The organism is Streptomyces sp. NPDC058619, assembly GCF_042717785.1.
In the GTDB taxonomy this organism is placed as follows: domain Bacteria; phylum Actinomycetota; class Actinomycetes; order Streptomycetales; family Streptomycetaceae; genus Streptomyces.
On record NZ_JBHXQN010000004.1, the window covers coordinates 184,596 to 197,015 of the forward strand.

Annotated in this window: 12 protein-coding genes; 6 read left to right on the plus strand and 6 right to left on the minus strand. The window is 75.7% G+C overall.

The window, feature by feature from the left end; genetic code table 11:
- Positions 1–178: 178 nt before the first annotated feature.
- The 3 genes from ACFWTC_RS06630 to ACFWTC_RS06640 are packed head-to-tail and all read right to left on the minus strand — an operon-like array spanning position 179 to position 4,274.
- Positions 179–1,510: an AAA domain-containing protein gene (locus ACFWTC_RS06630; protein ID WP_383920494.1), complete on the minus strand. Its 1,332-nt coding sequence runs from the start codon at positions 1,508–1,510 to the stop codon at positions 179–181.
- Entirely contained in the window at positions 1,507–3,084 is a 1,578-nt protein-coding gene (locus ACFWTC_RS06635; RefSeq protein ID WP_383920491.1) for a hypothetical protein, read from the minus strand. The genes ACFWTC_RS06630 and ACFWTC_RS06635 overlap by 4 nt, the downstream gene beginning before the upstream one ends.
- Positions 3,081–4,274, minus strand: a complete 1,194-nt coding sequence (locus tag ACFWTC_RS06640; protein WP_384027984.1) for a hypothetical protein — start codon at positions 4,272–4,274, stop codon at positions 3,081–3,083. The genes ACFWTC_RS06635 and ACFWTC_RS06640 overlap by 4 nt, the downstream gene beginning before the upstream one ends.
- A gap of 180 nt (positions 4,275–4,454) precedes the next feature.
- On the opposite strand from ACFWTC_RS06640, the gene ACFWTC_RS06645 reads away from it, so the two are divergent.
- Positions 4,455–5,051 carry a histidine phosphatase family protein gene (locus ACFWTC_RS06645; RefSeq protein WP_384027983.1) on the plus strand — a complete coding sequence of 199 codons (597 nt, stop codon included), beginning with the start codon at positions 4,455–4,457 and terminating at the stop codon, positions 5,049–5,051.
- A 25-nt stretch (positions 5,052–5,076) separates the two neighbouring features.
- Here the strand turns inward: ACFWTC_RS06645 and ACFWTC_RS06650 are convergent, their stop codons facing one another.
- Positions 5,077–6,411: a tetratricopeptide repeat protein gene (locus tag ACFWTC_RS06650; RefSeq protein ID WP_384027982.1), complete on the minus strand. Its 1,335-nt coding sequence runs from the start codon at positions 6,409–6,411 to the stop codon at positions 5,077–5,079.
- Between the two features lie 284 nt (positions 6,412–6,695).
- On the opposite strand from ACFWTC_RS06650, the gene ACFWTC_RS06655 reads away from it, so the two are divergent.
- From ACFWTC_RS06655 to ACFWTC_RS06665, 3 genes are all read left to right on the plus strand, one after another.
- The gene (locus ACFWTC_RS06655) at positions 6,696–7,103 is read left to right on the plus strand and encodes a hypothetical protein (protein ID WP_383920480.1); all 408 of its coding nucleotides are present in this window, start codon (positions 6,696–6,698) and stop codon (positions 7,101–7,103) included.
- Between the two features lie 34 nt (positions 7,104–7,137).
- A complete protein-coding gene (locus ACFWTC_RS06660; RefSeq protein ID WP_383920477.1) occupies positions 7,138–8,016 on the plus strand; it encodes a spermidine synthase in 879 nt (292 codons plus the stop codon).
- A gap of 164 nt (positions 8,017–8,180) precedes the next feature.
- Positions 8,181–8,828 (plus strand): class I SAM-dependent methyltransferase, encoded by a 648-nt coding sequence (locus ACFWTC_RS06665; protein ID WP_383920475.1) that lies wholly within the window; start codon positions 8,181–8,183, stop codon positions 8,826–8,828.
- Positions 8,829–8,837: 9 nt separating this feature from the next.
- On the opposite strand, the gene ACFWTC_RS06670 is transcribed toward ACFWTC_RS06665, so the two are convergent.
- Positions 8,838–9,395, minus strand: a complete 558-nt coding sequence (locus ACFWTC_RS06670; protein ID WP_383920472.1) for a hypothetical protein — start codon at positions 9,393–9,395, stop codon at positions 8,838–8,840.
- Positions 9,396–9,464: 69 nt separating this feature from the next.
- Here ACFWTC_RS06670 and ACFWTC_RS06675 point away from each other — a divergent pair, with 69 nt between their 5' ends.
- Positions 9,465–10,151: a response regulator transcription factor gene (locus tag ACFWTC_RS06675; RefSeq protein ID WP_383920469.1), complete on the plus strand. Its 687-nt coding sequence runs from the start codon at positions 9,465–9,467 to the stop codon at positions 10,149–10,151.
- Positions 10,148–11,536 carry a sensor histidine kinase gene (locus ACFWTC_RS06680; RefSeq protein WP_383920467.1) on the plus strand — a complete coding sequence of 463 codons (1,389 nt, stop codon included), beginning with the start codon at positions 10,148–10,150 and terminating at the stop codon, positions 11,534–11,536. The genes ACFWTC_RS06675 and ACFWTC_RS06680 overlap by 4 nt, the downstream gene beginning before the upstream one ends.
- Before the next feature lie 122 nt (positions 11,537–11,658).
- Here the strand turns inward: ACFWTC_RS06680 and ACFWTC_RS06685 are convergent, their stop codons facing one another.
- On the minus strand, positions 11,659–12,159 hold the full coding sequence (locus tag ACFWTC_RS06685; protein ID WP_383920464.1) for a MarR family winged helix-turn-helix transcriptional regulator: 501 nt from the start codon (positions 12,157–12,159) through the stop codon (positions 11,659–11,661).
- Between the last annotated feature and the right edge of the window lie 261 nt (positions 12,160–12,420).

Consider the following 12,420-nt stretch of genomic DNA (forward strand, 5'->3'; position numbering starts at 1 on the left):
TTCCCGGCCGCCCGGGCCGCCCGGGACCCGGCTGACCGGGACCCTGTCGGCCCGGCCGCCCGGGACCGTGCTGACCAGCCGTCAGCCGCAGGGCTCCCCGGGCGGAGGCCGCCCGAGGTCCTCCGCGCGCGAATGGACGTCACCCGCAAGCGGTAGGGGTGGCGTCCGATGGCCCGCGCTACGGCCGCCAGGACACCCGGTGTTCGGCGAGGTGCGCCAGAACGGAGTGATTCGCCTCCCATCCGTCCGGGAACTTCACCGTCACCCCGAGCTGCACCGGCTCCGTCGAGGGGTGGTCGTCCAGCAGCTCCGCTATGCCCGCCCGGGCCACCACGACGCACGCGTGCCGGTGCCGGGACGCCAGCACGCACAGCCGGCCCGTCTCCAGGTGGAACGCCGTCGCGTCCGGGCGGCCCGACAGCGGGTGGAGGACCACCGTGAGGTCGTACTCCCGGCCCTGGAGCCGGTTCGCGGTGTCCACGGTGACCCCCGTGACCCCGAGCCCGGCCAGCGCCGAGCGGACCGCGGCCGCCTGGTCGCGGTGCGCCGTACCCACCGCGATGCGTTCGGCGGTGAGCGGGGCCGGGCCCCGGCCCCGCTCGTCGGAGGTCACCGCCCCCCGGTCCAGGGCGCGCCGGACCACCGCGGCCACCGCCCGGACCGCCTCCGGGTCGGTGCGCGGGGTGTGCCGCGCCGGGAGCTCCAGCAGGCCCCAGCCCGACTCGGCCGCCTCGTCCAGCACCCGGTCCGGGCCCGAGCCGTCCGAGGGGACCCCGTACGCGAGGGTGCGCTCGCCCGGCCCCGTACCGCTGCGGAACTGCGTGTACGGGTAGAACGCCCGGGAGACCAGCGGCGCGGCCGTCGCCGGGAGCCGCCAGGACACGGGGAGCCGGTGCTGCGGGAGCTGCGGATTGTGGGCCAGCAGGGTGGAGACCGCCGACGCGGAGGGGTCGTACGACAGGCCCGCCCACTGCTCGGCGCCGACCACGCTGAACGGGTCCAGCTGCCCCGGGTCGCCCACGAACAGGGCCCGTTCGAACAGCCCGGCCACGGCCAGCAGCGCGTCGGAGCGCATCTGGTACGCCTCGTCGACGATCGCGTGCTCCCAGGGCTCGGCGTCCTTGACGTACGCCCACTTCGCCGCCGTGGAGACGGTCACCGGCAGCTCGGCGAGGTCCCCGGGCTTGGCGGAGAGCGTCACGGACGGCAGCTCGCGGAGCGCCGGATCGTACGCCTCGCCGTCGCTGCTGTGCAGTCGGCCGACCTTGAGCCCCGGGTCCTTCTCGGCGAGCCGCAGCACCAGGTCGTCGACCTGCGCGTTCGTCTGCGCGACCACCATCAGCCGGCGCCCGGCCGCGGCCAGTTCCCGCGCCGCCCGCACCACGAGCGTGGACTTGCCGGCGCCGGGCGGGGAGTCGACGACGACGCCCCGCTCGGTCCCGTGCAGCGTGTCGTGGAGGATCGCGGCGGTGGCCCGCGCGGCCGCCGCACCCGGGTCGAATGCGGTCACAGGAGGTCCTCGTCGGTCACGGCGTCGGGCGCGGGGGCGGTCGGGGAGGCCAGGTGTGCGGGCGGGCCGCCGTGGGTCCACGGGGTCCGCTCCGGGTCCGGGAGCTTCGGGCCGCCGCGGGCGTCGTGCTCGAACAGCGTCCAGCACACCCGGTCGCCCTTCTCCGGCACCGAACCCGGCTCCGGGTCCCGGCCGCGGCCCATCTTGTCCAGCAGCCGCAGCACGAGCCGCCCGTCCTCGTCGAACCGGACGAAGCGCGCCGACTGCGGGCGGCCGTCGAGCGAGCGGAACACCTTCGTCCCGCCCTCCTCGGCCAGCTGCGGCCGGTCCTCCGTGGCCACCGTCACCAGCGGGCGCGGACTCGGCCGCTTCGTCTCCGTCCACTCCATCACCACCTCGGTGACCTCGCCGGCGAAGGCCTCGCCCGCGAGCCGCCGGCCCGCCATCACCAGCGGGTCGTCCAGCGCCTCCTGGGCGTCGAGCCGTACCTGCTCGGTCTCCCGGGTGGCCAGCTTCTGAGCCGCCGTCACCGCGTCGTCGCGGCGCGGCTGCGGCGGCTCGCCCGCCCGTACGCGGTCCCGGTGGCCGGTGTACGACCAGCGGTCGCGGGTCCAGCGCTCCTCGGCCCGCTCACCGGCCGGCAGCGCGCGCAGCAGCTCCACGGAGCGCCACACCGCGTCCCAGGCGGGCCGCATCTGCGCCTCCACCAGTGCCCGTACGTGCTCCTCGGCGCGGGCGAGCGCCGCCCCGTCCGGGGGCTCCGCCGTGCGCGCCGCGTCGTAGCGGGCCATCGCCGGCGCCAGCACCCGGTTGTCGAACGCCGGGTCGGTGGCCGGGCCCGCGGGCGGGACCAGCAGCTGCCCGTCCCCGTCGCGGCCGAGCTCCGCCCGCAACGCCTCCTGCGCGCCGGACGCGCCCCGCGGGGGCGCTATCCAGGCGAGCAGCGCGCCCAGGTGCTGGTCCTCCAGGTTGCTCTGGCCGCTCGCCCAGTGCCGGGAGAGCAGGTCCGTCGCCGAGACCAGCATCGAGGAGCCGGGCACCCGCGCGCGCTCGCCGAGGTGCGTGAACCAGCGCCCCAGCAGCGGCACCCGCGCGGGCGCCGGGTAGGGGTTCTCCGGATCCTCCTCGGCCGTCCGCCGGAACCGCATAGAGCGCCCCAGCAGCCGTACGTACTCCACGCCCGCCCGGCTCGGCACGATCAGCTGCGGAGCGTCCCGGCACAGCTCGGCCTCGACCTTGGTCTTGCGGCCGGTCTCCGGGTCGGTCTCGCTGCGCTCCACGAACTCCACGTCGTCCGCGTACGCGTCCACGTACGGCAGGACCACGTCCGCGAGGTCGGCCAGGAAGGCCCAGCGCAGGTCCCGGTCGCGCGGCTGCGGCACGACCAGCAGCCTCGGCTCCGCCGGATCGGTGCCCACCAGCGCGCCCAGCGGGGCCCCGGCCTCACCGGCCGTCGTCAGCGGCACGAGGACCAGCGGGCCCGCGGCGAGGTGCCGGTGCCGGACGGTCGCGAGCGGCTGGGCCCGGCCCGCCCGGACGGCCTGCAGCCGCGCGAGGGTGTTCAGCAGGCTCATCCGGTGCTCTCCAGCGCCTCGGCGCGCAGGCGGGCCGCGTGGTGCAGCGCCGCCGACGCGGGATCGTCGGCGCAGCCGCCGCCGACGGCCGCGGCGAGGGCCGCCTCGACGGTGGTCAGCGCGCCCAGCTCGCCCCGTACGGAGCGGCCCAGCGAGGTCAGCTCGTCGGCGGCGCGGGCCTTCTCCCGGCAGTGGAAGGCCAGCTCGCAGGCGGCCAGGCACTCGGGGGCGTACGAGGCGTCCACCGCGCCCACGGCCTCGGCCAGCTCGTCGGCGGTCCGCGCAGGGTCGAAGGTGAGCCCCTCGGGCAGTGCCCCGGCCAGCTCCTCGACCCGCGTCAGCCGGTCGAGCTGGCGCCGGGTGACGGCCCGCTCGCGGCGGACGTCGACCGGCGCCGCGGTGGGCAGGTTGGAGAAGTCCTTCGGGCAGACCAGCAGCACGGTGTGCCCGGCCTCGGCGCCCGGCAGCTTCTCGGCGGTCTTCTCCAGGGCGAGGACGTACACGGCGGACTGCCGGGCCGCGGCGCCGACCTTCGCGGCGTCGGCGGCGCCGTCGATCATCGGGAACGACTTGATCTCCACGACGGTCCAGCGGCCGTCGGGGTGCACCACGACGGCGTCCGGCTCCAGGTAGGCGGGCGTGCCCGCCACCTCCAGGGCCAGCATCGGGTGGTCGAGCAGCGTCCAGGCCGCGGCGGCGGTGGCCTCCCGCAGGGCCAGCGCGGTGCGGGCGGCGCGGCCCTCGGGCCCGGCGGCGGTGAGGTCGGGGACGAGCGCGTCCGGCCCGGGCGCCTCGGCGCCGGCGCCGAGGTGCTCGTGGACCAGCCGCAGCAGCACGGCTCCGCCGTCGCCCTTGACCTTGGCCTCGAAGGAGTTCCCGCGGACGATGGCGAACTGCGACTGTCCGAAGGCGGCGGGGGAGCCGAGCGCCGAGGCCAGCGCGGTCTTGTCCACTCCGGCGCCGTCGAGCAAGGCGCGTCTGCCGCAGCCGGGGTTGGCGGCGAGGGCCGCCAGCGCGCGGGCGTCGAGCGGGCGGGGCGGCACGGCGGGGCCGCGCAGGCCGGCGAGCCGCTGCCGCAGGGTCGCCGGGCGCGGGACCGCCGGCTGGGGGATTCCGGGCTGGGGGACCGCCGGCTGCGGGGGCTGCTGCGCGCTGCTCTGCGGAGGGACGCTGGGCGGGTAGGAGCTCACGGGCGGAAGTGTCCCATCCGCCACTGACAATCGTGGACTTACGGCGGAAACCGGTGGCCGGGGGAGCGGGTGGCCCGTGGGGCGGACGGGGTGGGCGACCTGCTGTTCGAGTGATGGATGATGGTCGGGCGACAGAAGCACCGTAAAACGCGCGAACTCTCAGATATCGGGAGAAATCACATGGCCCCCCGCATCCTGCTGGCCCGCCACGGCCAGACGGCGTGGTCCCAGCTCGGCAAGCACACCGGACGCACGGACGTGCCCCTGCTGGAGGAGGGCAGGCGCGGAGCGAAGCTGCTCGGCGAGCGGCTGGCCCGGGACCCGTGGGCGGGCCTGCACGGCCTGGAGGTCCGCACCAGCCCGCTCGTGCGCGCGAGCGAGAGCTGCGACCTCGCGGGCTTCGGCGTCCGGGCCGAGCCGTGGGACGCGCTCATGGAGTGGGACTACGGCGACTACGAGGGCATGACCCCGGCCGAGATCCAGGCGGTCCGCCCCGGCTGGCTGATCTGGCGCGACGGGGTGCCGGGCGGCGAATCGGTGGCCGACGTCGCCGCCCGCGCCGACGAGGTGGTCGCCTGGGCGCGCTCCGCGGAGCGCGACGTCCTGGTCTTCGCGCACGGGCACGTCCTGCGCACCCTCGCCGCCCGCTGGCTCGGCTTCGAGGCCTCCTTCGGCGCCCGCATCCGCCTGGAGCCCACCTCGCTGTCCGTCCTCGGGTGGGCGTACGGGGCCCCCGCGCTGGAGCGCTGGAACGACACCGGGCACCTGGACGGCTGACGCGGTTCCCCCGCGGCCACCGGACTCAGACCGCCGCGTGCCGGGTCAGGAACGCGCCGACGCGCGGGGAGCGCTGGTGCGGGACCAGGGCCCGGGCGGTCCCGGAGAGCATCGACCGGATCCGCGTCGACTGCACCTCGGCGAGCAGGTCCAGCACCCGGCCGCCCGCCCAGGCGGCCTCGTCCGGGGCGCCCGCGCGGGCCAGGTCGCCGGCCAGCTCGGCGGTGTAGAGGGCCACGTTCCGGGCGAAGTGCGGGTCCTGGAGGTCGGCGGCCCGGCGGGCGTGCCGGGCCGCGCGGGCGTACTCCCCGAGCGCCGCCCAGCAGCGGGCCTCCAGGAACTCCAGCTCGGCCTCGCCGAAGAAGGACATCCACTCGGGGTCCGTGTCCCCCTCGCCCCGGGAGAACTCCGTGTGGGCGCGGGCCAGCGCCTCCTCGCAGGCCTTGCGGTCGGCCAGCCCCGCCCAGCCCCCCGCCTCGCGCAGCGCGAGCAGCGACAGCAGCCGCGGGGAGCCCAGGGAGCGGGCCGCGCGCCGGCCAGCCTGGGCCGCCCGTACGGACTCGCGGGAGCGGCCGCAGTCCCGCGCCAGGAACGCCATGTTGCTGAACGCGTGCGCCTCCAGGCCCGCGTCCCCCGAGACCCGGGCCGTCGCCAGGGCCTCCGCGTAGTGCGAGCGGGCGTCGTCGAAGCGGCCGGAGTCGTGGGCCAGCCAGCCGACCGAGACGGCCAGCTCGCCCGCGCCCGCGTGCAACCGGTCCTCGGTGGACTGCCGGGCGGCCCCCGCGTCGAGCAGCGCGTACGCGGTGCGCAGGGGTTCGGCGGCCCTGCGGTACAGGGCGTCCGCGCCGTGCCGGTCGTCCAGCAACCGGATCTGCCGTACGGCGTCCTCGACGGCGGCGGCCTCGGACTCGCCCGCGCGGGCGGGGACGCGGCGGGTGTCGCCGGTGAGACCGAGGGTGGCGGCCGCCACGGTCGCGGAGCCTCCCGCCATGAACGCGCGACGCAGCACGTCGCTCTCCTTGGGACTGGGACCGGGACGGTGGTGGGCGGGGACGGGGGTGGCGGCGTTCGCGGAGAAGGGGTCGCGGTGCGCTGCGCGCCCCCGGACGGCCTCGCGCGGCGGGAAACCGAGGTCGGCCAGGGTGCGGCCGGGGAACATGTGGAGGAAGACCCGCTCGTACGCGTAGTTGGGACAGCGGATCTCGCCGGACTCGACCCTGCCGATGTAGCGGGCGTCGCAGGAAACCGTTTCTCCGATCTCCTTCGCCGCCCGGCGCACCAGGGCCGCGAACTCGGCCGGGGAGCGCTGTCCGCGCAGCCGCCGGAACGTGGAGTTGGGGGAGTGGGGGGACGCCGCCATGGACGTGGCCTCTCTGGCGAGGGACGCAGCGCCGTGCCCGCCCCGCCTGTGGTGGGGGTGGCCCGGCGCGCATGAACGTACCGTCAGTGACGAGGTGTTCACACGGTGTTTGGCTACAAAACGGATATCTCACCCGTGATCCGCCATGAACTGCCATCCTTTGCGGCGTCTTGGCGCCGCACCCGTTGACGTTCCCGTGCGTTGAACCCGTGCGGAGTGGGAGGCGACTCCCCGCTCCCGGCTCGTACGCGGATCGAGGAGGGGTTCCCTTGGTGGAGGCCGGCATGGAGAGCACTGGAACGCACACCGCGCCCGGGCCCGGTGCCGGTCCGGGCGGTGAGCCGGACCTGGTCACCGTGCCGACCCGGCAGGGGCTGGAGGCGGTGGACATCATCCGCCGGGCCGCCTGCCGGGCCGACGGCGTCGGGCCGGTCCTGCACGACGGGTCGGGCGACACCCTCGGCTTCCTCGTCCCGCCCGGCACCGCCGACGCCTGGGACCTGCCGGGCAGCGCGTGCACGCAGACCAACGGCCGGGGGATGCGCTTCGGCGAGGCCGCCTCGCCCACCGCGGGCGGCACGGGCTGGCTGCTCCCCCCGGAGGCCGTCGGCCCGGTGACCGATCCCGCGGTGCTGCGCGCGGCGCTCGGCGAGGCGGCCCGGCTGATCGAGGCCGCGGACAACTGCCGCTGACCGGGCCCGTCCGCCGCCCCGTCACAATGGCGGGGTGGCAGGCAAGGAAAAGGGCAAGGGCAGGCAGCGCGGACGCGGCGGCGGCGAGGCGGTCGTCGGGCAGGTCGACGGCGGCCTGGCCCGGCTGGAGCCCGACCGGGAGCGCGCGGACGGCTGGACCCTGCTGATCGACGGGGCCCCGCAGTCCCACGTGGACCTCGGCGACCCCGGGTACCTGGACTTCTCCTACCAGCGGCGGATCGGCCACCTGGTCGACCTCTGCGCGCCGGCCCGGCAGCCGCTGAACGTGGTGCACCTGGGCGGCGGCGCCTTCACGCTCGCCCGCTACACGGCCGCCTCCCGCCCCCGCTCCGGCCAGCAGGTCGTGGAGATCGACGCGGCCCTGACGGCCTTCGTGCGGGAACACCTGCCGCTGGACCCGCAGGCGCGGATCCGGGTCCGCTCGGCGGACGCGCGGGCGGGGCTGGCCAAGGTGCCGGACGGCTGGGCGGACCTGGTGATCGCAGACGTGTTCAGCGGTGCGCGCACCCCGGCGCACCTGACGAGCGCCGAGTTCCTGGACGAGGTGCGCCGCGCGCTGGCGCCCGGCGGGTGGTACGTGGCGAACCTCGCGGACGGTCCGCCGCTTGCGCACCTGCGGGGCCAGATCGCGACGGCCGCGTCCCGGTTCGGGCGGCTGGCGCTGGCCGCCGACCCCGTGGTGTGGCGCGGGAAGCGCTTCGGCAACGCCGTGCTCGTGGCCTGTGACCGGGAGCTGCCCGTCGCGGAGTTCACCCGCCGGGTGGCGAGCGATCCGCACCCGGGGCGGGTCGAGCACGGGCGCGCCCTCGCTGACTTCGCGGGTGGAGCCCTTCCGGTACGGGACGCCTCGGCGGTAGCCTCGCCGGAGCCGCCGCCTTCGGTGTTCCGATAGTAGAATCGGCCGGTCGTTCGTTGTGTCCTGCTCCGTCTCGCACCGGCGTGGAAGCAGCGTCTTGGACGGCCTCGGTTCGCCGCATATCGACTCAGGCCCGATCGCGCGTAGCCTTGGAACCTCGGAGGGGTGCCCCTCTACGACCCGTCAGGAGACGGCCGCCGATGTCTGAATTGCCCGCTGAGCCCGGTTCGCCTGCATCCGCGCCCAGCACCGCCACCCCCGACTACACGCAGCGGCTGGCCCGCCTGGAGCAGTCGGGGATCAAGCGTCTGCTGCCCACCCAGGTGCCCTACCAGTGGAACCTGCGCAGGCTTCGGCTGGGGCGGGTGCTCGACGTCGGCTGCGGCCTCGGGCGCAACCTCCTCAACCTGGGCCCGGACAGCGTCGGCGTGGACCACAACCCGCACTCGGTGCAGGCCTGCCGCGAGCGCGGCCTGAACGCCTACACCCCCGACGAGCTGGCGGCGGCCCCCGACTGTGGCGCGGGCTCCTTCGACAGCCTGCTCATCGCGCACGTGCTGGAGCACGTCGACGAGGACACCGCCTCGGCGTTGCTGGAGCAGTACCTTCCGCTCGTGGCGCCCGGCGGGAAGGTCGTCATGATCACCCCGCAGGAGGTCGGCTTCCGGACCGATGCCACCCACGTCCGCTGGGTCGGCTTCGAGGAGCTGCGCCACCACGCGGACCGGGTCGGCCTCTCCGTCCGGCGCACCTACTCGTTCCCCTTCGGCCGACCGATGGGGAAGGTCTTCCCGTACAACGAGTTCGTGCTGGTGGGCACCCTTCCGGCCGCCGGGGCGGCGTCCTGACGACACCCGCTAGGGGTCGACGAGCTCGACCAGTGGGGGATGGTCGTGCCAGGTGCAGAACACCGACACCTCGCGGCCGTCCCGGGTGAAGGTGACCCGCATCCACAGGTCCTGCTTCCACACCTGCATGCGCCAGCCGGCCGCCGGTGTCGCGGAGACCAGTTCGGCCGAAGAGGGCCCGAGGTCGAAGACGACCCGGCCGCCGGAGACGGTGTACGACTTCACCGTGCCGTCCTCTCCGTCCGTCTGCCGCGGCTGCCGGCCGCCCGGCGGTTTCGGGGACGGCTTGCCCGGAGAGGACGCCGCGGCGCCCGGCGCGGCCGACGCGGACGCGCTGGGGGACGGCGAGGGCGTGGGGGAGGGCGACGGCTGCGGGGACGGCGGGTCGGGCTGGTCCCGGTGCGTGGACGAGGACAGCGGCTGCGTGGTCAGCGGCACCGCGAGCGGCGGATCGTAGGCCGTACCCGACATGACGGTGTGCACGCCCCACCACGACAGGGTCACCGCGGCCCCGGTCGCCAGCGTCCACGCCATGGCATGTACAAGTCCTCGTAGCATCGAGCACATACTGCACCACCCGCCCCGAGAGGCGCCCGGCACCTCCCGGGGTCCCCCGAATGGACTACGGTGCGGGCCATGGCAAGTGTGCTCGTGGTCGAGGACGACCAGTTCGTACGTTCCGCCCTCATCCGGCACCTGAGCGAGGCCTCGCACACCGTGCGCAGCGTCGGCACCGCCCTGGAGGCCCTGCGCGAGGTCGCCCACCACCGCTTCGACGTGGTCATCCTCGACCTCGGTCTGCCCGACCTGGACGGGTCGGAGGCCCTGAAGATGCTGCGCGGCATCACCGACGTCCCGGTGATCATCGCGACCGCGCGCGACGACGAGGCGGAGATCGTCCGGCTGCTCAACGACGGCGCCGACGACTACCTGACCAAGCCCTTCTCCGTGGAGCACCTCTCCGCCCGGATGGCCGCCGTACTGCGCCGCTCGCAGGCGGCCGCCGCCGAACCGCCCTCGCGGGTGCTGCGCGTCGGCGGCCTGGCCATCGACCCGCTGCGCCGCCAGGCCGAGCTGGACGGGGCCGTACTGGACCTGACCCGCCGCGAGTTCGACCTGCTGGCGTTCCTCGCCGGGCGGCCCGGGGTGGTCGTGGCCCGCCGGGAGCTGCTCGCCGAGGTCTGGCAGCAGTCGTACGGGGACGACCAGACCATCGACGTGCACCTGTCCTGGCTGCGCCGCAAGCTCGGCGAGACCGCGGCCCGCCCGCGGTACCTGCACACGCTGCGGGGCGTGGGGGTCAAGCTGGAGCCGCCCCGGTGAGATGGGCGCTGGTCAAGGTGTGCCTCGCGGTCACCGCCATGGTGGTCGTGGCCTTCGCCGTACCGCTGGGGCTGGTGGTCCAGGAGATGGCCAGCGACCGGGCGTTCTCCAACGCCGAACGGCAGGCCGCCACCATCGGGCCGACCCTGTCCATCACCACCGACCCGGCGCAGCTGCGCAAGGCGGTGGAGACCACGCAGATGGGCGCCGCCGGGCGGATGGCCGTACACCTGCCCGCGATCGGCGACAGTCCGCCCGCGGACATCGGCGACGGCTGGGCGGGCGAGCGGGTCGTCGCCGAGACCCGCCGCATGGGCCGGGCCACGACGGCGTCGGTGCCCGGCGGAGGATCGGCGCTGCTCCAGCCCACCGCGCTCGGGTCCGGGGACATCGCGGTGGTGGAGATCCTCGTGCCGGAGAGCGAGGTCAGCAACGGGGTCACCACCGCCTGGGCGGTCCTCGCGGGCGTCGGACTGGCCCTGATCGTGGGCTCGGTGGGCGTCGCCGACCGGCTCGGCGCCCGGCTGGTCCGCCCCGCCGAGCGGCTCGCGGACGCGGCGCACCAGCTGGGTGAGGGGCGGCTCGGGGCGCGGGTCCCGGAGGACGGGCCGAAGGAACTCCGCTCGGCGGCCGTCGCGTTCAACGCCATGGCGGACCAGGTGGTGCAACTCCTCGCCAACGAGCGGGAGCTGGCCGCCGACCTCTCGCACCGGCTGCGGACGCCGCTGACGGTGCTGCGGCTCAACACGGCCTCGCTCGGCGACGGTCCGGCCGCCGAGCAGACCCGGGCGGCCGTGGAGCAGCTGGAGCGGGAGGTCGACACCATCATCCGTACGGCCCGCGAACAGCGCCCGGCCACCGGCCCGGCCGGGCCGGGCGCGGGCGCCGGGTGCGACGCCTCGGAGGTGATCCGCGACCGGATGGCCTTCTGGTCGGCGCTGGCGGAGGACGAGGGCCGCGAGGTGCGGCTGGCGGGGGTGGACCGTACGGTACGGATTCCCGTCGCGCGGCCCGAACTGGCCGCCGCCCTCGACGCCATGCTCGGCAACGTCTTCCGGCACACCCCCGAGGGCACCCCCTTCGCGGTGGACGTCCACGACACCCCGGACGCAGTCATCGTGCTCGTCTCGGACGCGGGACCCGGCATCGCCGACCCGGACGCCGCGCTGCGCCGCGGCAACGACGGCGGCCGCGACGGCTCGACGGGGCTCGGCCTCGACATCGTGCGCCGGGTCGCGGAGTCGACCGGGGGCGACGTGCGGCTGGGGCGCTCGGTGCTCGGCGGGACCGAGATCCGGGTGTGGATCGCGCTGGACGGGCGGACCCGGGGCGGCCCGGGCGGCCCGCGGGTCCGGCGCGGCCGGCGCAAGCGGCGCGGCACCTGACGTCACGGGGGCGGCGGGCGTCCGGGGCCGGCCCGGGGCGTCGGGGCCGGGGCGTCGGGGCCGGGGCGTCCGGGCGTCCGGGGCGGTGGGGCCGGGGTGTCAGGGCCGGGGCGTCCGGACCGTCAGTCGGTGTCGCCCGCGTTCAGGCGCACGGCCTGGGCGCGGCCGACCTCCGCGGCGCGGTGCAGGTAGTCGGCGATGACGCTGAGTTCGGCGTCGGAGTAGCCCTCCAGTACAGCGCCGAAGGCGCGGCCGGGGACGTCCCAGGCCGCGCCGATGCGTTCGCGGGCCTCGGGCGCGAGGGAGACGAGTGAGCGCCGGCGGTCGTTCGGGTCGGCGTGCCGCTCGACGATGCCCGCCTTGACCATGCGGTCGACGAGGCGGGTGGCGGAGCCCGAGGTCAGGCCGGTGAGGCGGGCGATGTCGCCGGTGCTGACCGGACCCGGCTCCATGTCGAGGAGCGCGACGCACTGGAGGTCGGTGGGGTGCAGGCCGACGTGGTCGGCCATCGCCTGGCTGAAGAGCGAGTAGTCGGCGTAGTGCCGCTGGCTCTCGGTGACGATGCGCGCGAGCAGCTCGGCGCGGCTCCATGCCTCACCCGTGCGGGGGACTTCCGTTGACATCGGCTTCTCCATGCTCCAAATTTATCTGCGTGACGCAGGAAGTGCGTCACGCAGAATCTGTGCCACATGTTCATCCTATGGAAAGGGAAGCGGTCATGTCGATCCTTGTCACCGGCTGCCACGGCATCGCTGCCCGCGGGGCCCTGACGGCGGCGCCTGCGCGCACCACCCTGCTGCGTCCCGGCTCCTTCGCGGGCAACGCCCGCGGCTGGTCCCGGTCGCTCGCATCCGGCCGCCCCGGGCGCCGCCGTACCCCGGGGC

Excerpts from the sequence above, each read along its gene's own strand:
- ACFWTC_RS06675 (WP_383920469.1), top strand. The coding sequence starts at position 9,465 with ATGGCAAGTGTGCTCGTGGTCGAGGACGACCAGTTCGTACGTTCCGCC.
- ACFWTC_RS06665 (WP_383920475.1), top strand. The coding sequence starts at position 8,181 with ATGTCTGAATTGCCCGCTGAGCCCGGTTCGCCTGCATCCGCGCCCAGC.
- ACFWTC_RS06655 (WP_383920480.1), top strand. The coding sequence starts at position 6,696 with ATGGAGAGCACTGGAACGCACACCGCGCCCGGGCCCGGTGCCGGTCCG.
- ACFWTC_RS06670 (WP_383920472.1), bottom strand. The coding sequence starts at position 9,395 with ATGTGCTCGATGCTACGAGGACTTGTACATGCCATGGCGTGGACGCTG.
- ACFWTC_RS06685 (WP_383920464.1), bottom strand. The coding sequence starts at position 12,159 with ATGTCAACGGAAGTCCCCCGCACGGGTGAGGCATGGAGCCGCGCCGAG.
- ACFWTC_RS06645 (WP_384027983.1), top strand. The coding sequence starts at position 4,455 with ATGGCCCCCCGCATCCTGCTGGCCCGCCACGGCCAGACGGCGTGGTCC.
- ACFWTC_RS06650 (WP_384027982.1), bottom strand. The coding sequence starts at position 6,411 with ATGGCGGCGTCCCCCCACTCCCCCAACTCCACGTTCCGGCGGCTGCGC.
- ACFWTC_RS06635 (WP_383920491.1), bottom strand. The coding sequence starts at position 3,084 with ATGAGCCTGCTGAACACCCTCGCGCGGCTGCAGGCCGTCCGGGCGGGC.